General features: G+C 71.5%; 21 protein-coding genes and 6 tRNA genes. 9 read left to right on the top strand and 18 right to left on the bottom strand.

Features of this window, described 5'->3' with window-relative positions:
* Positions 1 to 14 precede the first annotated feature (14 nt).
* The 7 genes from OHT01_RS32205 to OHT01_RS32175 all read right to left on the bottom strand — a co-directional run bounded on the left by OHT01_RS32205 (position 15) and on the right by OHT01_RS32175 (position 10,264).
* Positions 15 to 2,753 carry an exo-rhamnogalacturonan lyase family protein gene (locus tag OHT01_RS32205; RefSeq protein WP_328556610.1) on the bottom strand — a complete coding sequence of 913 codons (2,739 nt, stop codon included), beginning with the start codon at positions 2,751 to 2,753 and terminating at the stop codon, positions 15 to 17.
* A 101-nt stretch (positions 2,754 to 2,854) separates the two neighbouring features.
* Positions 2,855 to 3,511: a hypothetical protein gene (locus tag OHT01_RS32200; RefSeq protein WP_328556609.1), complete on the bottom strand. Its 657-nt coding sequence runs from the start codon at positions 3,509 to 3,511 to the stop codon at positions 2,855 to 2,857.
* 1 nt (position 3,512) lies between these two features.
* The gene (locus OHT01_RS32195) at positions 3,513 to 4,445 is read right to left on the bottom strand and encodes a carbohydrate ABC transporter permease (protein WP_328556608.1); all 933 of its coding nucleotides are present in this window, start codon (positions 4,443 to 4,445) and stop codon (positions 3,513 to 3,515) included.
* Positions 4,442 to 5,398: a carbohydrate ABC transporter permease gene (locus OHT01_RS32190; RefSeq protein WP_328556607.1), complete on the bottom strand. Its 957-nt coding sequence runs from the start codon at positions 5,396 to 5,398 to the stop codon at positions 4,442 to 4,444. Before OHT01_RS32190 ends, OHT01_RS32195 begins: the two co-directional genes overlap by 4 nt.
* 11 nt (positions 5,399 to 5,409) lie before the next feature.
* On the bottom strand, positions 5,410 to 6,699 hold the full coding sequence (locus tag OHT01_RS32185) for an ABC transporter substrate-binding protein (protein ID WP_328556606.1): 1,290 nt from the start codon (positions 6,697 to 6,699) through the stop codon (positions 5,410 to 5,412).
* Positions 6,700 to 9,675: 2,976 nt separating this feature from the next.
* Positions 9,676 to 9,747, bottom strand: a tRNA-Val gene (locus tag OHT01_RS32180).
* Positions 9,748 to 9,829: 82 nt separating this feature from the next.
* Positions 9,830 to 10,264 carry a TIGR02611 family protein gene (locus OHT01_RS32175; protein WP_328556605.1) on the bottom strand — a complete coding sequence of 145 codons (435 nt, stop codon included), beginning with the start codon at positions 10,262 to 10,264 and terminating at the stop codon, positions 9,830 to 9,832.
* A 191-nt stretch (positions 10,265 to 10,455) separates the two neighbouring features.
* On the opposite strand from OHT01_RS32175, the gene OHT01_RS32170 reads away from it, so the two are divergent.
* Both OHT01_RS32170 and OHT01_RS32165 read left to right on the top strand, forming a co-directional pair.
* Entirely contained in the window at positions 10,456 to 10,869 is a 414-nt protein-coding gene (locus tag OHT01_RS32170; protein WP_003959770.1) for an SsgA family sporulation/cell division regulator, read from the top strand.
* Positions 10,870 to 11,332: 463 nt separating this feature from the next.
* Positions 11,333 to 11,890, top strand: coding sequence for a CGNR zinc finger domain-containing protein (locus OHT01_RS32165; RefSeq protein ID WP_328556604.1), 558 nt, complete (start codon positions 11,333 to 11,335; stop codon positions 11,888 to 11,890).
* Between the two features lie 118 nt (positions 11,891 to 12,008).
* On the opposite strand, the gene OHT01_RS32160 is transcribed toward OHT01_RS32165, so the two are convergent.
* Together OHT01_RS32160 and OHT01_RS32155 are read right to left on the bottom strand one after the other, a co-directional pair.
* On the bottom strand, positions 12,009 to 12,161 hold the full coding sequence (locus OHT01_RS32160; protein WP_328556603.1) for a hypothetical protein: 153 nt from the start codon (positions 12,159 to 12,161) through the stop codon (positions 12,009 to 12,011).
* Positions 12,162 to 12,316: 155 nt separating this feature from the next.
* On the bottom strand, positions 12,317 to 12,763 hold the full coding sequence (locus tag OHT01_RS32155) for a hypothetical protein (protein WP_328556602.1): 447 nt from the start codon (positions 12,761 to 12,763) through the stop codon (positions 12,317 to 12,319).
* A 172-nt stretch (positions 12,764 to 12,935) separates the two neighbouring features.
* Between OHT01_RS32155 and OHT01_RS32150 the strand changes: the two genes are divergently transcribed.
* Entirely contained in the window at positions 12,936 to 13,466 is a 531-nt protein-coding gene (locus OHT01_RS32150; protein WP_328556601.1) for a DsbA family protein, read from the top strand.
* Between the two features lie 59 nt (positions 13,467 to 13,525).
* On the opposite strand, the gene OHT01_RS32145 is transcribed toward OHT01_RS32150, so the two are convergent.
* From OHT01_RS32145 to OHT01_RS32135, 3 genes are all read right to left on the bottom strand, one after another.
* Complete coding sequence (locus tag OHT01_RS32145) at positions 13,526 to 14,359, bottom strand: GNAT family N-acetyltransferase (RefSeq protein WP_328556600.1); 834 nt, start codon at positions 14,357 to 14,359, stop codon at positions 13,526 to 13,528.
* A gap of 79 nt (positions 14,360 to 14,438) precedes the next feature.
* Positions 14,439 to 15,260: an aminotransferase class IV gene (locus OHT01_RS32140; RefSeq protein ID WP_328556599.1), complete on the bottom strand. Its 822-nt coding sequence runs from the start codon at positions 15,258 to 15,260 to the stop codon at positions 14,439 to 14,441.
* Between the two features lie 123 nt (positions 15,261 to 15,383).
* Positions 15,384 to 16,430 carry a chorismate-binding protein gene (locus OHT01_RS32135; RefSeq protein WP_328556598.1) on the bottom strand — a complete coding sequence of 349 codons (1,047 nt, stop codon included), beginning with the start codon at positions 16,428 to 16,430 and terminating at the stop codon, positions 15,384 to 15,386.
* 156 nt (positions 16,431 to 16,586) lie between these two features.
* Between OHT01_RS32135 and OHT01_RS32130 the strand changes: the two genes are divergently transcribed.
* The 5 genes from OHT01_RS32130 to OHT01_RS32110 all read left to right on the top strand — a co-directional run bounded on the left by OHT01_RS32130 (position 16,587) and on the right by OHT01_RS32110 (position 17,064).
* Positions 16,587 to 16,659, top strand: a tRNA-Gly gene (locus OHT01_RS32130).
* A 37-nt stretch (positions 16,660 to 16,696) separates the two neighbouring features.
* Positions 16,697 to 16,770: transfer RNA gene (locus tag OHT01_RS32125), tRNA-Cys, on the top strand.
* A 1-nt stretch (position 16,771) separates the two neighbouring features.
* Positions 16,772 to 16,843 (top strand) — tRNA-Val (locus OHT01_RS32120).
* A 34-nt stretch (positions 16,844 to 16,877) separates the two neighbouring features.
* A tRNA-Val gene (locus OHT01_RS32115) sits at positions 16,878 to 16,949 on the top strand.
* A gap of 40 nt (positions 16,950 to 16,989) precedes the next feature.
* Positions 16,990 to 17,064, top strand: a tRNA-Val gene (locus OHT01_RS32110).
* 122 nt (positions 17,065 to 17,186) lie between these two features.
* Here OHT01_RS32110 and OHT01_RS32105 read toward each other — a convergent pair.
* The 4 genes from OHT01_RS32105 to OHT01_RS32090 all read right to left on the bottom strand — a co-directional run bounded on the left by OHT01_RS32105 (position 17,187) and on the right by OHT01_RS32090 (position 19,552).
* Entirely contained in the window at positions 17,187 to 17,504 is a 318-nt protein-coding gene (locus OHT01_RS32105) for a TFIIB-type zinc ribbon-containing protein (RefSeq protein WP_328556597.1), read from the bottom strand.
* Positions 17,505 to 17,578: 74 nt separating this feature from the next.
* Positions 17,579 to 18,553, bottom strand: a complete 975-nt coding sequence (locus OHT01_RS32100) for a phosphotransferase family protein (RefSeq protein WP_328556596.1) — start codon at positions 18,551 to 18,553, stop codon at positions 17,579 to 17,581.
* Positions 18,554 to 18,870: 317 nt separating this feature from the next.
* Positions 18,871 to 19,077 carry a hypothetical protein gene (locus OHT01_RS32095; RefSeq protein WP_328556595.1) on the bottom strand — a complete coding sequence of 69 codons (207 nt, stop codon included), beginning with the start codon at positions 19,075 to 19,077 and terminating at the stop codon, positions 18,871 to 18,873.
* A 241-nt stretch (positions 19,078 to 19,318) separates the two neighbouring features.
* On the bottom strand, positions 19,319 to 19,552 hold the full coding sequence (locus tag OHT01_RS32090) for a hypothetical protein (RefSeq protein WP_328556594.1): 234 nt from the start codon (positions 19,550 to 19,552) through the stop codon (positions 19,319 to 19,321).
* Positions 19,553 to 19,748: 196 nt separating this feature from the next.
* Between OHT01_RS32090 and OHT01_RS32085 the strand changes: the two genes are divergently transcribed.
* Positions 19,749 to 21,047: a serine/threonine-protein kinase gene (locus OHT01_RS32085; protein ID WP_328556593.1), complete on the top strand. Its 1,299-nt coding sequence runs from the start codon at positions 19,749 to 19,751 to the stop codon at positions 21,045 to 21,047.
* Positions 21,048 to 21,178: 131 nt separating this feature from the next.
* On the opposite strand, the gene OHT01_RS32080 is transcribed toward OHT01_RS32085, so the two are convergent.
* Together OHT01_RS32080 and cobA are read right to left on the bottom strand one after the other, a co-directional pair.
* Entirely contained in the window at positions 21,179 to 21,997 is an 819-nt protein-coding gene (locus OHT01_RS32080; RefSeq protein ID WP_261702820.1) for a TrmH family RNA methyltransferase, read from the bottom strand.
* 64 nt (positions 21,998 to 22,061) lie between these two features.
* Positions 22,062 to 23,294 (bottom strand): uroporphyrinogen-III C-methyltransferase, encoded by a 1,233-nt coding sequence (cobA, locus tag OHT01_RS32075; protein ID WP_328556592.1) that lies wholly within the window; start codon positions 23,292 to 23,294, stop codon positions 22,062 to 22,064.
* Between the last annotated feature and the right edge of the window lie 115 nt (positions 23,295 to 23,409).

Here is a 23,409-nt window from a genome sequence, read left to right as displayed (position 1 = left end):
CACCGAGCGCGCGGTCACGAAGGCATCCTGTCGCCCAGGAGTGCCAGGTTCTCGATGGCGGCGAGGCCGTAGAGCGCCGTGTCGTTCGTGTAGACCCAGTTGGCCTCGCTGCCCGGCACCAGCGTGACGGGACCGCTCAGCTTCTCCGTCTTCCACGGCGAGGACTCGGTGTAGCCGTCGGAGCTGTAGAACTTCGCCCAGGCACGGGTGGCGAGTTGGGTGTCACCGGTCTGCACGGCGGCGTAGGCGTCGAGCCGGGAGTGGCCCTGGAAGAGCAGCAGGGTGCCGAAGTTGGTTCCGTAACGGGCCGCCTGCTCGGCCTTGGTCGCGTTGAAGTAGCGGCAGTAGTCGAGGTAGGCGTCCTTGAAGGCGGGCAGGTCCACGAGGTCGATGAGTTCGGCGCACAGTTCGTTCAGGCCGAAGACCGCGGAGAGGTGCGAGACACCGACCACGGGCTCGGCGGCGACGGCGAACCGGCCGGTGTCGAGGTCGTAGAGGCCGGAGCCCTGGACGAAGCCGTTGGGCTGCGCGGCGATGGTCTCCATCGTCGACAGCACCCGCGCCCTGGCTTTCTCCCACTTCGGACCCTCGCGTTCCCACTCGGTCAGCCACGCCGAGACAAGCCCGCTCCAGTCCGTGCCGAAGCCGATCGACAGCGCGTGACGGTCCGGCGTGTACGGCTCGGTGCGGATCTTGCGCAGCGGGTCCAGGGCGAGGAAGGTCTCGTCGGAGTCCACGTTGGCGTGCATGAGATCGCCGACGCGCTCGTCGGCGGTGAGGAAGTAGTAGTAGCGCCGATAGGTGGTGTTCGCGATGCGCTGCTGTTTGGCGCTGTCGGCGTAGTGCTGCACGCCGTGCCGGGTGCCGAGACCGGCCCACTGGCCGAGGTGGTAGACGTCGACCTCGCCGGTGTGCCGGGTCATCGCCTCGGCGAAGCGGAAGATGTCCGCCCGGCCGCTGCGCAGGTACGCGAACCACAGCCAGAGGTCGGGCGACAGCTCGGAGTTGTCCCAGGCGTAGCCGCCGATGTCGTACCGCCACTGGTGCCGGACCGGGTCGTAGGAGTGCATGATGTCGCCGTAGTCCCAGAATCCGTACCAACGGCGCATCTCCACCTGGTCCTTGTAGTAGGTGAAGAGGAAGTCGAGGTGGTCCTCGATCTTCGCCTTGGCGGGTGTGGACCGGTCGGGCTCGGAGTAGAGGCCCGGGCCGAAGACCTTCGCCTTGATCAACTGCTTCGGCGGGGCGGCGAGTTGGGGCAACACGCGTACGGCGTCGACCTGTTCGGCGAGCTTCTCGGGGGTGGGGGTCGACTCGTTGGCCCAGAAGAGCAGTTCGGAGGTGCGGGCGATGCCGTAGGGGGTGCCGAAGCCCGGCTCGTAGTCCTCGTAGGTGATGTTGAGGCCTTCGAGCTGCTCGGCGTACGTGTCCTGGCCCATGCCGTCGTGGTAGAAGCGCAGGTCCATGGGGCGCGCCTCGGGCGACCAGAGCCAGAGGGTCACCTCGGCCTCGTCGGTGTGGGCGTCACGGATGTCGAGCTGGGCGGGGAACTTCTCCCAGAAGTCCCGCAGCCCGAAGGAGAATCCACCGCTCGGTCCGCCGACGTAACCGAAACCGGAGGCGCGTCGGCCACCGCCGGCGCCGATCCAGCCGTACCCCTTGCTGGTGCGCTTGCGCAGGGTGAACCCGTCGGCGGAGAGCTGGGAGAGGGTGTAGTCGCCCCACTCGGGGATGTACTGGAGCCGGGTCGTGACGCGTTGGTCCCAGGTGGACGGGTCGGCGAGCTTCTCGCCCTCGAACTGGGCCGCCTGGACCGCGGCTCCGGGGTCGCGGCGCAGCCCGGTGATGCCCTTGACCGCCTCGCGCAGCAGGCCCGTCCCCTCGCCGCCGATGCGGATGTGCCGGTCGTAGGCGGCGTCCCGCATCGGCACGGTGAAGCGGACACCCAGCCCGCGGACGAAGTCGCCGCTGCTCTTTCCGGGCTCCTGCTTTCCGTCGAAGGTGATCGTGTGGACCATGCGGAAGGAGTCGGCGCCCGCGTAGAAATAGAGGCGGACCGAGAAGGGCAGCCAACTCCGGTCGCCCTTGCGGTGCTTGCCGTCGATGCGGACGACGGCCCGCACCGGGCCCTCCTGTTCGACCTCGACCGCGGAGATCGCGCTCTCGAAGCGCTCGAACTTCTCGGCGCCCTGGTCCTCGTCCTCGATCTCCGGCTGGCGGATGAGGACGAGGCGCCCGTTCCTGGCGATCTCGGTCGTGCCGCGGGTGACGGACTTGACCAGCGTGGAGCCGCTCCTGCCGATCTTCGCGGTGATGACCCCGGTCGATATGCCGATGGTGCCGCCGCTCTTGTCGACGGTGACCCTCTGCTCCGGCGCGGTGGGTTCCCCGGCTGCCAGCGTGAGCTTGCCCGCGTCCGAACTCACCGCGTGCGCCGTCCACTTGAGCGATCCGTCCGGCCAGTAGGCGATCGGCCAGGACTGCACGGGCACGGCCGCCCCGTCGGCGTCCGTGAGCGCGAACGTCTGGTCCCGCCGGTACGCGCCCTTCGGCCAGGGAACGCCCACGGTGGAACCGGGGGCGGCGCCGAGGCCGCCGTCCTCCAGCCAGTCCAGGGTCACCGGGTCCGCGTCGGCGGCCTCCGCCCTGGGGGCCGCCTGCGCGTTCGCGCTTCCGAGGGCCCAGCTGAACTGCGCGGCCGCTCCGGCGGCGGCCGCCGCCTTGAGAAGGGACCTGCGGGGGATGGGAGACATGGCCTTTCCTTTCCTTGCGGGATGGTCAGGGGCATGACAGAGATAAGGGCATGACGGAGACAGGCCGGGCGCTCAGGACCCCGGCCCGCGGGAGTGCGGACTCAACGGCGCCGTCGGCGCTCCTCGACGGCGACGGCCGCCGCCGCGACGGCCCCCAGGACGGGGACCGCCAGCGGCGCGACGAGCAGGGCGGAACAGGCCACCACGACCAGCCCGCCGATGAGCAGGAAGGACCCGGCGGGATCGAGGACGATACGACGCCCCGCGTCCGCGAGCAGCTCGCGCCAGGCCGCCCCGGGCTCCCAGACCGCGGCGGCGCGCAGTCCCGCGACCGCTCCCCCGATCAGCGCGAAGAGCCCGACGGCGCCGACGAGCGGACCACCGGGGATCCCGGCGCGCACGGCCTGGACGTCCACCCAGACCGCCGCCGCACCGGCCCATCCGGCGGTTCCCACGAGCCAGCCGCCCCGTACGGCCGCCCGGAAGTCGGCCGTGAACTCCCGCCATCCGCCGCCCTCATGAGCCGTCCGGCGTCGCAAGTGCCGCGTGCCGGCCGCGAAAGCGGCGGGAACGGTGACGAGGGGAAGCGAGGCCACCGCGATCCACACACCGGTGAGCAGACATTCCGCGAAGACGGCGAACCTCTCGGCGAGGACGGATTCCCGGGGGGCCCGACGGGACTTCGCGGCCTGCGCCCCGCGGGGCCGGCGCGCGGGAGGGACCGCCGCGGCGCGGGCCCTCGGCTGGGTGACGGTCATCTCAGCCCTTCAGTCCGGACGTCGCCATACCGTCGATCAGATACCTCTGGAAGGCGAGGAAGAAGAGGAGTACGGGCATCAGCGCCACCAGCGACATCGCGATCATGCCGCCGTAGTTGGCGATGCCCTCCTGGTCGCGGAACATCATCATGCCGAGCGAGACCGTGTACTTGCCGGGCTCGTTGAGGTAGATCAGCGGACCCATGAAGTCGTTCCACGCGTTGATGAAGGTGAAGATCGCGCTGGTGATGAGCGCCGGGCGGCACAGCGGCAGCACGATCGACCAGTAGATCCGCAGATGCCCGCAGCCGTCGAGACGCGCCGCCTCGTCCAGCTCGCGCGGCAGGTTCCGCATGAACTGCACCATGAGGAAGACGAAGAACGCCTCGGTGGCCAGGTACTTGCCGATCAGCAGCGGCACGTACGTGTTGACCAGACCGGCCTTCTGGAACATCACGTACTGCGGGATGAGCAGCACGTGATACGGCAGCAGGAGCGTGCCGATCATCAGGGAGAAGAGCAGGTTCCGCCCGGCGAACCGGATCTTGGCGAAGGCGTACGCGGTGAGCGAGCAGGAGATCAGGATGCCGACGACGGAACCGAGCGCGTAGAAGAGGGAGTTCTGGAAGAAGGTGGCGATCGAGATGTCGGCGATGCCGTCGGCCAGCCCCTTGAAGTTGGCGAGGATCGGGCCGGTCGGGAACAGTTGCAGGCTGCCGATGATCTCGCGGCTCGGTTTGAACGAGGCGCCGAGGACCCAGAGCACGGGGTAGAGGACGACCGCGAGGACCACCAGGGCCCCGATGTGCCAGGCGAGCGAGCCGGCGCGCTCACGTCCGGGCGGGCGTGGGCGTCGCGGGGCGGCCGGGTCGGTCGGGTCGGTCGGGTCGGTCGGGGCCGCGGAGCCGAGCGCCTTGCCGGTGATGCCGCTCATCGGGAGTCCTCCTCGTAGTGCACCCAGCGCTTCTGCGACCAGAAGAGGACGGCCGTCACCAGCGCGACGGCGAGCAGCAGCATCCAGGCCATGGCGGAGGCGAAGCCCATCTGGGACTCCTTGAAGCCCTTTTGGTAGAGGTAGCAGGTGTAGACGAGCGTGGCGTCCGCCGGACCGCAGGTGGTGTTGGAGACCACGTAGGCCGATCCGAAGATCTGGAACGAGTGGATGGTCTCCAGCAGCACGTTGAAGAACAGCACCGGGGAGATCATCGGCAGCGTGATGCTCCAGAACCTGCGCAGCGGTCCCGCGCCGTCCATCTCCGCCGCCTCGTAGAGCTCCTTCGGCACCTGTTTGAGCCCGGCCAGGAAGATGACCATGGGGGCGCCGAACTGCCAGACGGTGAGCGCGATCAGGCTGTAGAGCACCCAGCCCGGGTCTCCGACCCAGCCTCCGGTGTGGAGACCGAGGAACGACTGCGCACGGTCCACGACGGCGCCGTCGGAGAACAGCGCCCGCCAGACGAAGCCGACCGAGACGCTCGCGCCGATCAGTGACGGGGCGTAGAACGCGGCCCGGTAGAAGGCCTGGCCGCGGCGGCTCTGCGCGAGGAGCAGGGCCACCCCGAGCGCCAGCAGCAGTTTGAGCGGGGTTCCGATCACGACGTACTTGGCCGTCACCTCGACCGACTTCTGCCACCGGGGATCGTCGAACATCGTGGTGAAGTTGTCGAAGCCGACCCACCGCGGCGCGTCGAAGAGGTTGTAGTCGGTGAAGGCGAAGTAGAGGGAGGCCGCCATCGGGCCCGCGGTCAGCAGCAGGAAGCCCGCGATCCAGGGCGACATGAAGAGATAGCCGGCGAGATTGTCCCGGCGTCCCCGGCGCCTTTCGGGGGCGGCGGCCGCGGGGCGTGTCTCCGGCGCGTCGGGCGGGGAGTCCTTGACGAGCGTCACAGCGGTTCCCATCACGTGGCGAGGGCCGTCTTCGCCTCGGAGAAGAACTGCTTCACCGCGTCGGAGACCTTGGTGGTGCCCTGCGACATGTCACCGCCGATGCGCAGGAAGGCGGACTCGACGGTGTCGGCGCCGGCCGGGTGCGGGGTGATCGTGCCGAGCACGCCCGCCGCGGCGACGTCCTGCTCGTACTGCGCGATGGCCTTGCTGGGGGCGTCGGCCGGGTGGAAGGCGTCGAACTGCTCGGTGGTGGCGAGGATGCCCCGGTCGTAGCCCATGATCTTGCCGACCTCGGGGTCGTGGACCATGAAGTCGATGAACTGGGCGACCTCCTTGGGGTGCTCGGTGTGCGCGGAGGCGCTGAGCATCAGGGAGGCCAGGTACTGGCCGGTCTGCTTGCCGTCGGTCGTCGGGATCGGCGCCAGGCCGTAAGTGCTGTCGCCCTCCGCCGTATAGCGGACGGTGAAGTTGTCCCAGGTGAACTCGGAGGCGGCGTGGCCCGCCGAGAGCGAGGACTTGGGCTTGTCCTGCTCCACCCGCTTGGGGTCGGTGATGATGCCGGCCTTCACGCGGTTGTAGCCGTCGGTCCACCACTCCGTCAGATCGGCCTCGTCGAAACCGAGTCCGTCCTTGGTGAAGAACGCCTTGCCGTTCTGCCGGAGGTAGAGGTCGTACAGGTACATGATGCTGAAGTAGCCCGTGTCGCCTGCCACCTTCTGGGTGTCGTGAATACGCTTGAGCGCGGCGAAGTACTCGTCCCAGGTCCAGCCCTGCTTCGGCTTGATACCCGCCTTGTCGAACACCTTCTCGTCGATGACAAGTGACATGGTGTTGGATCCGACGGGAATTCCGAGCTGCTTTCCGTCGACCTGTCCGACCTTCTCGACCCCGGCGCGGAAGTTTTTCAGGCTGAGATTTCCGGCGTCTACCTGGGACTTGAGGTCGAGCAGGATCCCCCGCTTGTCGTACTTCCGCAGAAATCCGACGGCGTTCTGGAATACGTCCGGCGGATTTCCGCCGGCGGCCTGGGTCTGGAACTTCTCCCAGAAGGCCACATAATCCTGGAAGTCCGTCTTCACCTTGACCTTCGGATACTTCTTCTCGAAGAGCGCGATGGACTGGTTGATCCGCTTCGCCCGCTCGTCCGCACCCCACCAGGCGTAACGGATCGTCACCGTCCCGTCCGCGCCGCTGCCGCCGTCCCCGCCGCAGCCCGTCGTCGTGGCCAGCCCCAGCGCGGCCAGCGAAGCTCCGGCCGCCTTGAGGACCGTCCGCCTCTCGACACTCCCGTTGTTTCCCACTGTCGGGCCTCCCCGCACCGTCGACACCGCTGCATGAATCGTTTCAAGTAAGCGCTTGCTGGCACAAGCTACGGAGGGGTTCCGGGCGCGTCAATGATTCGGACAGGAATTGATGTGGGGCGCCGCGATCCCGTCCCACCGGGCTCCGCGGCGGGGCCCGCGCGCACGGAGGGGTGTACGCAGGTCGAGCGCACGCGGTCGACCCGCCGAACGCCCCTCGGGCGATGAGGCGGGGTGGGAGCGCGGCTGAAAATGTACTGCCGGGAGGGGTGGTGACGGGGTGTCGGCGGGGGTGGGGGGAACGGAGCGTGAGGGTGGGCGGCTCCGGGTGGGGACCGGAGACGGTCACGGGGTGGCTGCCGGGGGGGCGCCGGAGCTGACCCCGGGATGGCTGCCGGGGTGGTTGCCGGGGGCCCCGAGTCGCCCCCGGGGTGCTTGCCGGGGCCCGGAGTCGCCCCCGGGGTGCCTGCTGGTCGGTCCCGGAGTCGCTCTAGAGGTGCCGCAGCCACCCCGGAGCCACTCGGGGTGGCTGCGGCGGGCCCTGGAGTCGGCCCCCTGGTGCCGGCCGGTGGGTTCCGGAGCCGCTCACGAGGTGCTTGGCCGGTGGGCCCCGGAGCCGCTCCGGGAGTCGCTCCCGGTGGCTGCCGGTGGGGCGGGGCGGGTTTGCTTGGTGGGGGGGGGTCGGGCTCCGGGTGGGACCCGGAGTCGCCCCGGGTGGCTGCCGGTGGCTCGGGGCGGCTGCCCATGGCTCTGGGCGGCTGCCGGTCGACTCCGTCGCGGCTGCTGGGCGGCGCGAGGTCGGGGTCGGGCCATTGGGCCCGGGGGCCCGTGGTGGGCCCGGAGTTGGGCGCGGGTTGGGCCCGCGGTGAGCCCCGCTTGGACCTGCACCGGGCCGAGGCTGGACCGGCGGGCGCAGGTTGACCTGCAGTTGCTCGGGGTGCCTGCCGATGGCTCGGGACGGCCGCCGGTCGATCCGTCGCGGCCTCTGAGCGACGCGAGGTCGGGGTCGGGCCCGCGGTGGGACCGGAGTTGGGCACGGGTTCGGACCTGCGGTGGGCCCCGATTGGAACGGCGGTAAGCGCGGGTTGGACCCGCGGGTGCAGGTTGCACTTGCAGCGGCTCAGGGGCTGCCGATGGCTCGGGACGGTTGGCGGTCGACTCCGTCGCGGCTTCCGAGCGGCGCAAGGTCTGGGTCGGGCTGTTGGGCCTGAGTGGGCCCGGAGTTGGGAGCGCGTTCGGGCCTGCGGTGGGCCCCGGTTGGACCGGCGGTACGCGCGGGTTGGACCCGCGGGTGCAGGTTGGACCTGCAGTGGCTCAGGGGGCTGCCGATGGCTCGGGACGGCCGCCGGTCAATCCGTCGCGGCTGCCAAGCGGCGCGAGGTCGGGGTCGGGGCCGCCGTAGAGCTGCCGTGGGCACGGAGTTGGGCCCGGAGTTGGGCCCGTAGTGGGCCCCGGCTGGACCTGCGGGCGCGGGGTGGGACCGGCACCAGGCCCGGGCTGGACCGGCGGGCGCAGGTTGGACCTGCCGTGGGCCCGGGTTGGACCTGCGGGCGCGGGTCGGACCTGCAGCGGGCCTGACCTGGACCCATAGGCCCAGGTTGGAACTGCCGTGGCCCGGGGCGAACTCACGGTGGGCCCGGGATAATCCGGCGCTGGACCCGTGGTCTGCGCGGGTTGGACCCGCAGGCACAGGTTGGACCTGAAGTGGCCTGGTCGGACCTGCAGTGGGCAAGGGCTGGACCCGTGGGCCCAGGTTGGAACTACAGCGACCCTGGCTGGCCCCACGGTGGTCCCCGATTGGACCGTCCGGCGCGGGTCGGACCTGCAGCACCCCGGGCTGGACCCGTGGGCCCGGGTTGAACCTGCATCGGTCCGAGTTGGACCCACGTTGGGCCGGTTGAACCCACGTCGGGCCCAGGCTGGGACCGCGATTGGCCCGGGTTGGGCCCAGCCGACGGCGCCGACTCGGGGACAGGTGACCGGCCCGACAGGTCCAGCGTTGAACAGCTATCCGGGGCTGTCAGAGCCGACCCGACCCCAACCCGACCGCTCCGACCCGGCTCTCTCCGCTCCGACTTGAGCAGCCCTGACCGATCCAGTTCCGCCTCGCGCCGAGCCTGCCCAGCGGACCCTGAAGACACAGGTCGAACCACCCCGGGCCGGGCCGACCCGGCCTGCCTTGACCCGCGTTGACCTGTGACGACCGGCACTGACCTGTGGTGATCCGGCAGCGTCGGCCGAGCCCGTCGAGTCGGCCACGTCGGGTCGAGCCTGCGGCCCGGATCGACCCGAGTCCGCACGGCGCCGACGGGCTCGGCCCGTCCACGGCGGCCAAGCCGACGCGGACCGGTGCGAGTCGGCGCGGCCGGCCGGGCTCAGCGCGCGGCAGATCGGATCGGCTCATCCGGTGGGCATCAACGGCTACGGAGCGACAGCGTCAGGCCCGGCGCGCCCGGGCGCCTACCCCGCGCTCCCTGGGCCCGCCCATGCCCATACCTATGTCCATGTCCAATGTCCATGCTGCTGTCCCTGCCCCTGCCCTCGCCAGCTCGCGCGATCCGGTTTCCGGTCCCACAAACTCGACGCCAGCAACAGCAACTACCACTACGGCCACGGATGCGGCACAACGGCCGAACCCACGCCCCCGTCGGACCTCATGCAGAAGGCCAGGCGGCCGGGAACATGCCGGTGCGCTCCGCTCCCGGGCGACGCGTTCCATCCTGACCAGCCAGGGACTCTGCGCGTGCACGTGCGACTGCGAGTGGGAGTGATGCGGGAGTGCGATTGCGGATGCGGATCCGGATGGGGGGCCCGCGATGCCCCGTCGCGTGTATCCCCGGCGATCCCGGTCGACCGGTCCCGGGGCCGGTGCGACGTGGCCCGGACCTGGTCCTTCGGCCGGTCCCGTCCAGCCCCGCGACAAACGAGAAGGCCCCGGTCCACGGTGTCGTGGTTCGGGGCCTTCTGTCGTATGTGTGGGCGATACTGGGTTCGAACCAGTGACCTCTTCGGTGTGAACGAAGCGCTCTCCCGCTGAGCTAATCGCCCGGGCGCAGGGAGAACATTACCCCATGTCAGGGGGTGGCTTCGACCAGCCGGGACGGCTCGAAGGAGGCCCTGGCCGGCCACGTCACTGCTTGACGTTCCAGGGCATCGCGAGGCCGAACTTCCAGAGGTAGACACCGACGAGGACCGCGACGATCACGAGGCCGACCGTGGTGATGACGATGTTGCGGCGGCGGACCTTCGGGTCGAGCGCCCGCTGCGTGACCTCCGTGACCTTGCGCTTCGTCCAGCGGAGCACCAGCTGGGCCCAGACGAACTCGGTCGCCCAGATCGCCATGCCGCCGAAGATCACCAGCCAGCCGGGACCCGGCAGCGGAAGCATGATCACGCCCGCGACGACCACCGCGAGCCCCACGACGAAAACGCCCACCTGCCAGCTCATGTGCAGCGCGCGGCGCGCCTTGATGAATTCGGGCGCCCGCGAACCGAGCGCTCGCTCATTCTTCGCCCCGTCGTCCACCATGGCGACCTCGCCCGGCTCGTCACTCCCCGTATTCATACGACCAAACCCTACCCGAGAGAAACCAGTCACCGGAATGGCCCTATCCGGAGATCGCGCCCTCGGCCGGATGAGTTACATAAAGACACGCAAAACACTCAGAGGGGTTTACAACGGCACCGTAGGTGGCATGTCGATTTCGCCGACGTGCGAATCCCCGAGCGCACACTGAGCGAAAGGCCCTGGCGCTTATGAACACCACGGTCAGCTGCGAGCTGCACCTGCGCCTCGTTGTGTCGAGCGAGTCCTCACTGCCTGTACCCGCAGGACTGCGGTATGACACGGCCGATCCCTACGCCGTGCACGCCACCTTCCACACCGGAGCCGAGGAAACCGTCGAGTGGGTGTTCGCCCGCGACCTCCTCGCCGAGGGCCTGCACCGGCCCACCGGTACCGGCGACGTCCGAGTCTGGCCGTCCCGAAGCCACGGCCAGGGCGTCGTATGCATCGCCCTGAGCTCTCCGGAGGGCGAAGCCCTGCTCGAAGCCCCTGCGAGGGCCCTGGAGTCATTCCTGAAGCGAACGGACGCAGCCGTGCCGCCCGGCACGGAACACCGGCACTTCGATCTCGACACGGAGCTCTCACACATCCTGGCCGAGAGCTGACGCGTCACCACAGAGCCGCCCGGCGCCGTCCACTCGGGGAGACGGCTCGGGCCTAGACAACCGCATAAGGAGGCATCGGCGCCGGCGCCGCGGGCAGTCCCGCGGCGGCGGCGCCGACGCGCGTCCACCGGTCTGCGCGGCGGGCCCCTCACGCCTCCCCTCGCCCGACGCCCTCGGCCTGGAGTCCCCACCCGGCCCGCCGGACCCCTTCCGCCTGCCGGCGCCCACCCGCCGGGCCCGCCCGTCCGGGCATCTCCGCCCACCGGCCCGCGGTCACCCTGCCAGGGACCCGCGTTCTCCGGGCCGCCCGGGGAACTCGGGCTCTCGCTCCCGCAGGCCGCCCCCTGACATGGGCTCCCCGCTCTCGCGACCCCGCGGCCGTCCCCGCCGCGCCGGGAAGCCACTACGATCGGCCAGCATCGGGCGGGCGCCCTCGCCCGACCCCCAGGCCAGGGAGCGAAACGTGCTGATCACCCACGACACCCGGTGCGCGCTCGACGCCGTGGTGGATCTGGTGAACACCGCGCCGGAGGACGGGACGGCGGACGGGCTCGCCGATGTACCGTCCCTGGCCGATTTCGTGCGAAAGCACGAGATCAGTGATGTGGGGGTGCTGTCGGAGCGTGACCTCGCGGCCGTGCAGGACATTCGCGGCCGGTTCGCGGGGATCTTCGCCGCCGATGATCCGCGTGACGCCGCCTCGCTGATCAACGAACTGGTCGCCGCCGCCGGCACCACGCCTCGTCTGACGGACCACGACGGTTACGACTGGCATGTCCACTACTTCGCGCCCGGCGCCTCGGTCGCCGACCACCTCGCGGCGGACTGCGGGATGGCGCTGGCCTTCTTCGTCGTCGCCGGGGAGCAGGAACGGCTGCGCCGCTGCGAGGCTCCGGACTGCCGACGGGCCTTCGTCGATCTGTCCCGCAATCGCTCCCGCCGCTACTGCGACAGCCGCACCTGCGGGAACCGGCTTCACGTCGCCGCCTACCGGGCGCGCCGCAAGGAAGCCGCGGGCTGATCCGGTCCGGGCAGGACGTCCGTCCGTGCGGGCCCCGTGCCGGGATACCGGCCGACGCTCCGGAGGGGCCGGACTGACGGAGCCCTCGGCGGGTGACGCCAGGGGCTCCGTGTACAGCTCAGAGCAGCAGCAGGTCGTGCAGCGAAGCCATGAGCAGCAGACAGCCGATCACCGCAAGGAAGATCATCAGCGGCGGCTGGGAGAGCGCGAAGAGACAACCACGCCGTTCCTCGGACGGAACAGCGGTGTCGCTCGTTGTTGTGTCCAGCATCTCGCGGGCGATGATGACGCAGAGAGCACCGCCTCCGCGATCAACACGCCCGGAATATACGGGAGTTCGCTGGATCATGTGACGGGCGCGCTCGAACATGAACGGTTCCGCGCGCTCCCTGCGACACGCGTGCGATCTTGTGTCGCCTCAGCCGGTCATATGCCGTGCTTCTTCAGGATCGCCTCGATGTCGCTGAATTCGTCGCCGGAGCCCTTCGCCCGCGGTGTCGCGGTCGGCCGGGTGGCGAGGCCGGCGCCCTGGCCGAGTGTCGGGGCCGAAGCGGCGGGAGCGGTCGCCTCCCGCTGGGCGGCGGCCTTGGCGGCCTTGCGCTCCTTGCGCGTCCCGCCGCCACGCCGCTCCACCGCGCGGGTGATCATGAACAGCACCCAGGCGCCGCCGAGCACCACGAAGCCGGCCCACGCGGTCGGACTGAACGCGGTGTCGGCCAGCCAGCCGACCACACCGGTCATGACCAGGCCGATCGGAACCAGCGAGTAGGCGGCGATCCTCGCGGCCGACAGGAAACGCTTGCGGTAGGCCGTCACCGCGGCGATGCCGAGGCCCGCGACGGAGACGGCGGAGCAGACGGTCTCTGCGATCATTCCGGTCCTCCAGGCAGGGCTCGGTGGGACATGCTTCCTCGTCCCCTCCATCCTGCACCGTCACATGCCCGGTATGCCACGGTCCGGGCAGACCTCAGGGACATCTCGGGGTCACCGTCCTCCCCAGGTCCCGGTTGGGCCGCCCCCTCACCGGACTGGGAGACTGGGTCCCATGAACGACTCCTCCGCCCCCTCCACCGCACGCCCGGCCCCCGTCGTCCTGGACGTCTGGTGCGAACTCCAGTGCGCCGACTGCCGCGGCGCCCTCGCCGACCTGCGCGCGCTGCGCGCCCGCTACGGCGACCGCCTGGAGCTGCGGCTGCGGCACTTCCCCCTGGAGAAGCACAAGCACGCCTTCGCCGCGGCGCAGGCCGCCGAGGAGGCCACCGAGCAGGGCAGCGCCTGGCCGTACATCGAGGCCGTGCTCGGTCGCGTCGAGGAGCTGGACCGCGAGGGCGAGGCCCTCCTGATCGAGGTCGCGCGGGAACTCGGCCTGGACGCCGAGGAGTTCGACACGGCCCTGATCGACGGCCGGCACATCCTGATCGTCGACGCCGACCAGGCCGAGGGCAAGGCGATCGGTGTCACCGGCACCCCGACGTACGTCATCGGCGGTGAGCTGCTGGACGGCGGCAAGAGCCAGGAGGGACTGCGCGAGCGGATCGAGGAGATCGCCGACCGGCTGCTCGCCGAACAGGCCTGACACCGGCGGCCGGCCGTGCGGCAGCCCCGCCGTCGGGGTCCCGTGGAGCCGGAGCCCCGCTAGAGCAGCGTCTTGTACAGGCAGTAGTCCGTCGTGTCGTAGCCGAGAGAGGCGTAGAGCCGCTCGGCCGGGGTGTTCCCCGCGAAGACGTTGAGAGCGATGCGATCGAGTCCGGCGGCCGTCGCCCGTGCCTCGGCGAGCCGCATCAGCGTCCGGCCGTGGCCTCGCCCGCGCCGGTCGGCGCGGACCCCGACGTCGTAGACGAAGGCCCGCCCGCCCCGGCGCCCCAGCCAGAGATCGCCGACGGGGACGCCCTCGTGCTCCAGGACGCTCAGCCACATGTCCGAGGTGGCCGGGCCCTGCGGCAGCGCGCCGCCGAAGTCACGGCTCGCCTTGGCGAGCGCGTCGGCCTCCGGTACACCGCGCCGGATCCAGTCCTCGGCGTACTGCTGTCTGCCCGCGCGGTCCCAGATCCCGTACTCGTCCGGGGTCATGGGCCGGTCGGTGCTGCCCGGGGGCAGGACGGGCACGGGGCCGTCCAGCACCTTCTCCATCAGGCGGTTGCGCAGCACGTAACCGAGCGCCCGGGTGAGGGCCAGGGCCGCGGCGGCCGCGCCGGGAACGGTCACCTCGATCTGCCGGCAGCCCCAGCCGCGCGCCACCTCCTCGGCCGCCAGAGCGGCCACGGTGCCCCGGCCGCGACCGCGGTCCGGCTCCTCGATGCGGAGCTCGTGGATCCTGGCGACCGACGGTCCCCTGGCTCCCGGGGCGGGGTCCGTCGCGAGGTGTACCCGGCCGACGGGACGGCTGTTCACGCACACCTGGTAGCGGCGTGAACGCGTCCCGTCGGTGGCGCTCTGAAGCGGCTCGGTCGGCCGCAGGGTGGTGGTCATCAGGGGAGTTGTACCCGCTGAAAGGTGTGCGGTCAGCCGAATTACCGTGCGATCAGGGGCCGGTGGCCCCGACGCCCGGTCAGGGATCGAGGTCGTCCCCGGCCCGCTCGTCGAAGACGCGCATGGCCTTGGCGGTCACCGGGCCCGGTACGCCCGGCAGTTCACGCGAGTCGACCCGGTGCACGGCCTGCACGTCGCGCAGCGTGGAGGTCAGGAAGATCTCGTCGGCGTGCTCCAGGACGTCCATCGGCAGGTCGGTCTCCTTGGCGCCGGTCCACTCGACGGTGAGGGCGCGGGTGATGCCGGCGAGGCAGCCGGAGGCGACCGGCGGGGTGTGGATCTCGCCGTCGAGGACGACGAAGACGTTGGACCCGGTGCCCTCGCAGAGTTGGCCCACCGTGTTGGCGAACAGCGCCTCGGACGCGCCGTGTTCACGCGCGCGGGCCAGGGCGACGACGTTCTCGGCGTACGAGGTGGTCTTGAGGCCGGTCAGGGCGCCGCGCTCGTTGCGGGTCCAGGGGACGGTGACGACGGCCGTGGAGTCGGGGCGCGGGGCGGAGGTGCCGAGCGCGACGACCAGCGTCGGACCGTGCTCGCCGCGGTCGGAGCCGAGCGGGCCGTGGCCGCCGGTGTAGGTGATGCGGAGCCGGCCGAGCGGCATCGGGTTCGCGTCGAGGACGGCGGCGCAGGCGCGGCGCACCTCGTCCGCGTCGGGCTCGGGCAGACCGAGACCGCGCGCCGAGCGGGCCAGCCGGTCGAGGTGGCGGGTCAGCGCGAAGGGCCGGCCGTCGACCGCCTTCAGGGTCTCGAAGATGCCGTCACCGACGGTCAGTCCGTGGTCGAAGACGGAGACGCGGGCGGCCTCGATGTCCTGCAGCCCGCCGTCGAGCCAAAGCTTCACTGGTCCCTACCTCGCATGCGTGGATGTGCCGGACGTGTCGTCCGGCGTGGCGTTCCGGCCGGGGTTCCCGGCGTCGTCCGCGGAACCGGGTGGGTCCCTGGTCGATCCGTGGTCAAGCCGTGGTCAATCCGTGGGAGTCCCGTCACCCGCGTCGTACTCTCCCGACGCTACCGCGAGCAGCCGGGACGCCTTCAGCTCGGTCTCCCGCCACTCCCCCTCGGGATCCGACCCCCAGGTGATGCCCGCCCCCGTACCGAAGCGCAGGACGCCGTCGGCGCGGTCGATCCAGAACGTACGGATGCCCACGGCCAGCTCGCCGGTGCCGCGGTCGGCGTCGACCCAGCCGATGCCTCCGCAGTACGGGCCTCGGGGCGCGGTCTCCAGGGCGTCGATGATCCGCAGCGCGCTGGACTTCGGGGCGCCGGTGACGGAGCCGGGCGGGAAGGCGGCGGCGAGGAGTCCGGGCCAGCCGACGCCCTCGCGCAGCTCACCGCCCACGGTGGAGACGAGGTGCACGAGCCCCGGGTGCTTCTCGACGACGCACAGGTCGGGCACGGTCACGGTGCCGGTGGCGCAGACCTGGCCGACGTCGTTGCGGACGAGGTCCACGATCATCACGTTCTCGGCGTAGTCCTTCTCCAGGAGGTCCGCCTCGGTACGTCCGGTGCCCTTGATCGGACCCGACTCGACGGAACGGCCCGCGCGGCGCACGAAGAGCTCCGGGGAGGCGGTGGCTATCTCCACTCCGTGATCCGGCAGCCGAATCGTTCCCGCGTACGGCGCCGGGTTGCCGCGGGCCAGCAGCGCGGTCAGCGCGTCGACGTCCGCGTCGGGAGGGACGGGCGCGGAGAGCACCCGGCAGAGGTTCGCCTGGTAGACCTCGCCGGCGGCGATGTGTTCGCGGATGCGCCGCACACCGGCGGTGTACGCGGCGCGGTCGAGGGAGGACTTCCAGTCACCGGCCGCCGGTCCGTGCCACCGGCCGGGTACCGGAGGGGGCACCGGTTCCTCTCGTACGTCCTGGAAGCGGGCGCAGGTCAGGCGCCCTTCGAAGTCGGCCGAGACGGCCCAGAAGCCGGTCGAGTCCAGGGCCGCGGGATCGCTGGTGACATCAAGGAGACCGGTCGCGACGAGGCCACCGAAGCGGGCGAGGGGAGGGAGGTCGAGCACGCAGACGAGTCTAGGGCGGGTGTCCCGCGGGTGCCCTGACCATGTCCTCGGGCGGACAGACCGCAGCACGCTGCGCAAACGCGTTTTTGTGCTGGCCCGGGAATCCGCTAGAGTTCAACTCGTCGCCGGGACGCGCAAGCGCCACGGAAACGACAAGCGGACGTAGCTCAGTTGGTAGAGCGCAACCTTGCCAAGGTTGAGGTCGCCAGTTCGAACCTGGTCGTCCGCTCGCAGGAAGTGGGGGATCTTCCCGAACCCGCACTCCTGGTGGAGTGGCCGAGAGGCGAGGCAACGGCCTGCAAAGCCGTCTACACGGGTTCAAATCCCGTCTCCACCTCCAAGGACGATTAGCTCAGCGGGAGAGCGCTTCCCTGACACGGAAGAGGTCACTGGTTCAATCCCAGTATCGTCCACTGGTCCGCAAGGACTCGATCCGCAAGGATCCCCGCGCGATTAGCTCAGCGGGAGAGCGCTTCCCTGACACGGAAGAGGTCACTGGTTCAATCCCAGTATCGCGCACGCAGTACCAGCAGCAAGCGTGGCTCCGGCCGCGTGACCTGCGCGATTAGCTCAGCGGGAGAGCGCTTCCCTGACACGGAAGAGGTCACTGGTTCAATCCCAGTATCGCGCACCAGCAAAGCCCCCGGCCGTTTCGTACGGTCGGGGGCTTCGTCGTACTCGGAGAATCCCGAGCACCCCGAGCATCCGGAGCACGACGAGGGGCCCCCTCCGCTCGGGAGGAGGCCCCTCGGTCGTTCAGGACGAGAAGAGCATGTGGCCGAAGCTCTTGTGCCCGTGGTGGCCACCGTGGCCGCCGTGGCCGCCGTAGTGACCACCGTGGCCGCCGTGCCCGCCGTGCTGCGGGGCACCCCAGGCGGGGGCCGGGGCGGACGGGTACGCCTGCGGGACGCCCGGGGGCGGCGGCGCGGGCTGGGACCACTGCGACTCCACGCGGGTCAGTGCCTCCAGCTCGCCGTAGTCGAGAAATATCCCGCGGCAGCCGCTGCACTGCTCGATCTGGACGCCATTGCGGTTGTACGTGTGCATCGGCGCATGACATTTCGGACACTGCATGCTCGGCTCAACTCCTCGCCGTTCGGTACTGCTTCCGCCAGGACAGACACTGTCCGGCTTCGGTCGGTTGCACCCTACGTCGCGAAACCTCGGGTCAACTCGGGCGGGGCGGGACTCATTCGGTCACAGGCGTCGACCACCGCCTGCTGGACCTCGTCCAACGGCCTTCGCGCGGCAGCGGACTTGGCCACGGCGAGGGCGGCGGTCTGCACGGTGAGGGCACGTGCCGCGACATCCAGCGCGGGCCACGGATCGCCGGTTACGGGCACGGCCGGACCGCCCGCTGCCCGGTAGGCGGCCAGGAAGCGGAGCCACGTGTCGGGCGGCAGCAGTCCGCAGGCGTACCAGGCGGCGGGACGGGCCAGGTCCCAGGTCGGGTCGCCGGCGCCCAGGTCGTCGACGTCGATGAGGAGCCAGGGGCCGTCCGGCGCGGGGTGGCGCAGGAGCTGGCCGAGGTGCAGGTCGCCGTGGCACAGGGTGGTCGCGTGCGGCATCGGGGCCTCGTCCCGCGCCCAGGCGGGCAGGGCCGCCCAGGCGCGCAGGACCGGGGCGGCGGCCGGGTGCGATCCGGCCGCGCGCAGCCGGGCCAGCGCGCGGGCCGCCTTGGCGGGCCCCCGCATCGGCGGCAGCCCGTCCGGGACAGGCTGCCGGTGCAGACGGGCCAGCAGGGTCGCGGCCTCCTCCCAGGGAGCCGCGTCTGGGGCATCGGGGTCGACGGGAACGCCGTACGGCCAGAGGGTCACCCGGCGGCCGAGGAGTTCGGCGGGGGCGGGGTTCAGCGGCGGCAGCAGGACACCCGGGAGGGCCGCGGCCACCGAGAGCCGGCGGGTGAGCGCGGCGGGGTCCGTGTCCGGGGCGTGCGCCTTCGCGACGACGGCGCCATGGCGGACCACCGTGCCGTCGTCCCGGTCCGCGAGCAGCGCGTCCTCGGCACCGCAGAGGCAGGCACCGCGGGAGCAGGCACCACGGGGGCCGGGCACAGCCGCCGCCGGGTGAGCCGCGCGGCGCGCCGCGGCGGCGAGTGCGGGCAGCAGGCTGTCTGCGGTCACGGATCTCCCCTGGTGCTGTCCGACGGGCCTGTACGACGTCTGCCGGAGAGGGTACGCAGGTGGGTCCGGGCCCCCGGCACACCGGGCACCGCGATGCCTCCGCATCGCCGCATGGCCGCATGGCCGCACGGCCGCACGGCCGCACCGCGCACCGCGCACCGCGCACCGCGCACCGCGCACCGCGCACCGACAAAAAGATGCCCGCGCAGCTCCCCAGCTGCGCGGGCATCTTGTGCCGTCCGCCGCACCCCCGTCCCCACGGGGTTTCATGGCCGGATGTCCCCGCCCGGACCGCTCTTCCGGGCCTGGGGCGCCGCTCAGCGCCCCAGCATCACGCCCACGGACGACGCCTGTGTGACCACCGCGTCCCAGCCGCCGAAGACGACTACGAGCAGGGCCGCCAGAGGAAGGACCATCGCTGTCGCCACCAAAGGGTGGCGCCGACCCTGGCGGGTGCCGAACGCGGCGCTGTATGCCTTGCGTCCCTGCGAGCGGAGCTCTGTCCGCGGTGCCGTGTGGGCCATGGTCCCTCTCCTGACCGAGTTTCTTCTGTACCTGGCAGCGGCGGGTGTCTGACCTCGGGGGACGAGTGCTGCACCCGCCGCTTGACCTCAAATCTAGGCGCCCGGCCCCGTCGGGTCGTCATGCCCTCGTACCGATTGCCGGGCCTCCCGGAGGATGAGCTATGACCTGCGGAGTACTACCGTGGGTGGAGACGCGGACCCGGGTCTCAGGGTCTTCCCCGAGGGCGCGTCCGATGTGCGCCTACTGTTCCGAGCTGTCCTGCCGGGGGACCGGCTGCTCGACGAGCGCCAGTACCCGAGTCGCCATGAAGCGGGCGGTCCGTACAACTGACCCGTTTCGCGTGACTTCGCTCACTTCCACCACACCTCGGCGCACCGCCGTCTCCACTCGGCGACCCGCCCTGCTCGCCACCACCTCGTACGTACGCGTCGTGTCCCCTGCGTCCACGACTATCTCCACGCGGTCACCCTTCACGGGCTCAATCCCCCTTCTGCGATGGATGGTTGGGATCACAGGCGGCCCAAAGAGGCGCTGTTCGCACGCTCTCTGACCACCCTTCAAGTTTCCCACCCGGCACTGACAATCGATCGGGACGAGAGGGCGCGGCCTCTGCGCGCACCCGGCCGCGGAAACGTAAGCTGGGGCTCGTCAAACGGACCGGGCAGCGGGGATGGACATGGCGATGATGCGCCTGAGGCGCGAGGACCCGCGTGTCGTCGGCTCGTTCAGGCTTCACCGACGGCTCGGCGCGGGCGGCATGGGTGTGGTCTACCTGGGCTCCGACCGGCGTGGCCAGCGGGTCGCGCTGAAGGTGATCCGGCCGGATCTGGCGGAGGATCAGGAGTTCCGCTCGCGGTTCGCGCGCGAGGTCTCGGCCGCCCGGCGGATCAGGGGCGGCTGCACCGCCCGGCTCGTCGCCGCCGACCTGGAGGCGGACCGGCCGTGGTTCGCCACGCAGTACGTGCCCGGCCCCTCCCTGCACGACAAGGTCGCCGAGGAGGGGCCGCTGTCGGCCGCCGACGTGGCCGCCGTCGGTGCCGCCCTCTCCGAGGGTCTGGTCGCGGTGCACGAGGCCGGGGTGGTCCACCGTGACCTCAAGCCGTCCAACATCCTGCTGTCCCCGAAGGGGCCGCGGATCATCGACTTCGGTATCGCGTGGGCGACCGGGGCGAGCACGCTCACGCACGTCGGCACGGCGGTCGGGTCCCCCGGCTTCCTGGCGCCGGAGCAGGTGCGCGGCGCCGCCGTCACCCCGGCCACCGACGTGTTCGCGCTCGGGGCCACGCTCGCGTACGCGGCGACCCAGGACTCGCCCTTCGGGCAGGGCAGTTCCGAAGTGATGCTCTACCGGGTGGTGCACGAGGAACCGCATCTGCACGGGGTCCCGGACGCGCTCGCGCCGCTCGTGCGGGCCTGTCTGGCGAAGGACCCCGAGGAGCGGCCCAGCACCCTCCAACTGTCCTTGCGGCTCAAGGAGATCGCGGCCCGCGAGGCCCAGGGCATGGCGGACGCCAGGCCGCCCGCGCCGCGCACGGACCCGGACCGGCCGACGGGGCGCCTGGCCGAGCAGTACGCCGAGCAGCGCACCCAGCGGCGCCCGGGGAGCACTCCCCCGCCGCGCGTCGGCGGGACGAACGGCGGCTCGCGGTCGGGATCGCGGCCGGCGCCCGTCCGCAACACCGGTCGCACCGGGAACAGGCCTGCGCCCCGCAGCGGCGCCGGGCGGCCGGGTCCGCGGACGACCGGAACCGGCAGGCGGCCCGCCAATCCGCGGCTCCTGCGCCAGCGGCTCTTCGTGTTCGTGGTGGTGACGCTGCTGGTCGCGCTCGGCATCGCGGCGGCCCAGGGGTGCCAGGGGCCGTCCCGAGGGCTGCATGACGGGGACCCGCGCAAGGACGTGCACCAGGGGCGGTCGTCGCACGAGGCGCTGCCCGCGGGCGGCCCGACGGCCGAGCGGTACGGCGGCTAGCCAGGCCCCGAGGGCCAGGACACCGGCGCCCGCCAGGCCCCGGCACGCCTCTCACGAACGGCGGCACCGCCGGCAGTCCGGGGGGAGCGCCGCGCCCCGCATGTCGGTCGTTCCGGGGCGGCGACCGGTCGTCAGCTCTCCGGGCGGCCCGTCGCCACCGCGTAGAAGGCGACCGCGGCCGCCGCGCCCACGTTCAGGGAGTCGACGCCGTGGGCCATCGGGATGCGGACCCATTCGTCGGCCGCCATCAGGGCCCGGGTGGACAGACCGTCGCCCTCCGCGCCGAGCATGAGCGCGACCCGGTCCATCCGGTGCGGAGCGGCCTCGTCGAGGGACCTGGCCTTCTCGTCCGGGGTGAGGGCGAGCAGGTTGAACCCGGCGTCGCGCACCGATTCCAGGCCCTTGGGCCAGGTGTCGAGCCGGGCGTACGGGACCGAGAAGACCGCGCCCATCGAGACCTTCACCGAGCGGCGGTAGAGGGGGTCGGCGCAGTCCGGGGAGAGCAGCACCGCGTCCATGCCGAGGGCGGCGGCGGAGCGGAAGATGGCGCCGATGTTGGTGTGGTCGTTGACGGACTCCATGACGACGACCCGACGGGCCGACCGCAGCAGTTCGTCCGCCGTCGGCAGCGGCTTGCGCTGCATGGAGGCCAGCGCTCCGCGGTGCACGTGATAGCCGGTGACCTGCTCGGCGAGCTCCGGGCTGACCGCGTAGACGGGTGCCGGGAGCTCGTCGATGACATCGCGCATGACGTCGACCCACTTGGCGGACAGCAGCATCGAACGCATCTCGTACCCGGCGTCCTTGGCCCGTCTGATGACCTTCTCGCCCTCGGCGATGAACAGGCCCTCGGCGGGTTCGCGCTTGCGGCGCAGTTCCACGTCGGTCAGGCCCGTGTAGTCACGCAGACGCGGGTCGTCGGGGTTCTCGACGGTGATGAGATCGGCCACAGGGTGATACTGCCTTGTCCTGGGTGCGGTGCCAACGGCTGGGAACGGGTTGGGTTACCCGTGGTTACTCGGGAAGTCCGGGGCCCACGTTCACGACCTCGCCGATGACGATGACCGCGGGCGGCCGTACGTCCTCGGCGCGAACGGCCTCGGCCACGGTGGCCAGGGTGGCGTCGACCCGGCGCTGTGCCGCGGTCGTGCCCTCCTGGACGAGGGCGACGGGGGTGTCGGCCGGCCTGCCGTGCGCCACGAGGGTGTCGGCGATCCTGCCGATCTTGTCGACGCCCATGAGGACGACGAGGGTGCCGCGCAGCTTGGCGAGGGCGGGCCAGTCGACGAGGGAGCGCTCGTCGTCGGGGGCCACATGGCCGCTGACCACGGTGAACTCGTGGGCGACACCCCGGTGGGTGACCGGGATGCCCGCCGCGCCCGGCACCGAGATCGAGCTGGAGATGCCGGGGACGATCGTGCAGGCGATGCCCGCCTCGGCGAGCGCCTGGGCCTCCTCCATGCCCCGGCCGAAGACGAACGGGTCGCCGCCCTTCAGCCGGACGACGGACTTGCCCTGCTTCGCGTGTTCGATGAGCGCGTTGTTGATGGCCTCCTGGGCCATGAACCGGCCGTACGGGATCTTCGCCGCGTCGATCACCTCGACGTGCGGCGGGAGTTCGGCGAGCAGGTCGCGGGGGCCGAGGCGGTCGGCGATGACCACGTCGGCCTCGGCGAGCAGCCGGCGGCCGCGGACCGTGATCAGGTCGGGGTCGCCGGGACCTCCGCCGACCAGGGCGACGCCGGGGGTACGGGTGCGGTGGTGCGGCGCGACGAGCGTGCCGTCGCGCAGTCCCTCGACCACGGCGTCGCGGATGGCGGCGGTGTGGCGGGGGTCGCGGCCCTTGGCGTTCGTGGTGAGGACGGCGACGGTCACGCCCTCGCTGTGGCCGGTGGCCGGGGTCCACGCGGTCGCCGCGTCGGCGTCGTCCGAGCGGACGCACCAGACGCGCCGGTGCTCCGCCTCGGCCGAGGCCTCGGCGCTGGCCGTCGGGTCGCTGGTGGCGATGAGCGCGTACCACGCGTCGGCGAGGTCGCCCTCCTCGTACGGGCGCCTCGTCCAGGTGATCTCGCCCGCGTCCGCCATCGCCTCGACGGACGGGGTCGCCCCGGGTGACACGAGGTGGATGTCCGCGCCCGCCGCGATGAGCGCGGGAAGCCGGCGCTGGGCCACCTGGCCACCGCCGAGGACGACGACGCGACGGCCGGCGAGGCGGAGACCTACGGGGTAGGCGGGGTGTTCGGCCATGGAGGTGCGGCTCCTCGTACGGGCGGGCTGTGCGGTGGGGGCGCGCTGCGACTCTGGAGCGGCCCTGACGTGGGGTTTCTTCGGCAGGGGCCCGGACAGGGGTCCAGCCTACGGC

The sequence above is a fragment of the Streptomyces sp. NBC_00358 genome (assembly GCF_036099295.1).
GTDB lineage: Bacteria > Actinomycetota > Actinomycetes > Streptomycetales > Streptomycetaceae > Streptomyces.
The sequence above is the reverse complement of the archived record's forward strand: the minus strand, read 5'-3'. Positions and strand labels throughout refer to the sequence as shown.

Coding starts and splice junctions, on each gene's coding strand:
- OHT01_RS32150 (WP_328556601.1), top strand. CDS start 12,936: ATGAACGACTCCTCCGCCCCCTCCACCGCACGCCCGGCCCCCGTCGTC.
- OHT01_RS32200 (WP_328556609.1), bottom strand. CDS start 3,511: ATGACCGTCACCCAGCCGAGGGCCCGCGCCGCGGCGGTCCCTCCCGCG.
- OHT01_RS32105 (WP_328556597.1), bottom strand. CDS start 17,504: ATGCAGTGTCCGAAATGTCATGCGCCGATGCACACGTACAACCGCAAT.
- OHT01_RS32195 (WP_328556608.1), bottom strand. CDS start 4,445: ATGAGCGGCATCACCGGCAAGGCGCTCGGCTCCGCGGCCCCGACCGAC.
- OHT01_RS32095 (WP_328556595.1), bottom strand. CDS start 19,077: ATGGCCCACACGGCACCGCGGACAGAGCTCCGCTCGCAGGGACGCAAG.
- OHT01_RS32155 (WP_328556602.1), bottom strand. CDS start 12,763: ATGATCGCAGAGACCGTCTGCTCCGCCGTCTCCGTCGCGGGCCTCGGC.
- OHT01_RS32085 (WP_328556593.1), top strand. CDS start 19,749: ATGGACATGGCGATGATGCGCCTGAGGCGCGAGGACCCGCGTGTCGTC.
- OHT01_RS32145 (WP_328556600.1), bottom strand. CDS start 14,359: ATGACCACCACCCTGCGGCCGACCGAGCCGCTTCAGAGCGCCACCGAC.
- OHT01_RS32205 (WP_328556610.1), bottom strand. CDS start 2,753: ATGTCTCCCATCCCCCGCAGGTCCCTTCTCAAGGCGGCGGCCGCCGCC.
- OHT01_RS32175 (WP_328556605.1), bottom strand. CDS start 10,264: ATGAATACGGGGAGTGACGAGCCGGGCGAGGTCGCCATGGTGGACGAC.
- OHT01_RS32160 (WP_328556603.1), bottom strand. CDS start 12,161: ATGCTGGACACAACAACGAGCGACACCGCTGTTCCGTCCGAGGAACGG.
- OHT01_RS32170 (WP_003959770.1), top strand. CDS start 10,456: ATGAACACCACGGTCAGCTGCGAGCTGCACCTGCGCCTCGTTGTGTCG.
- cobA (WP_328556592.1), bottom strand. CDS start 23,294: ATGGCCGAACACCCCGCCTACCCCGTAGGTCTCCGCCTCGCCGGCCGT.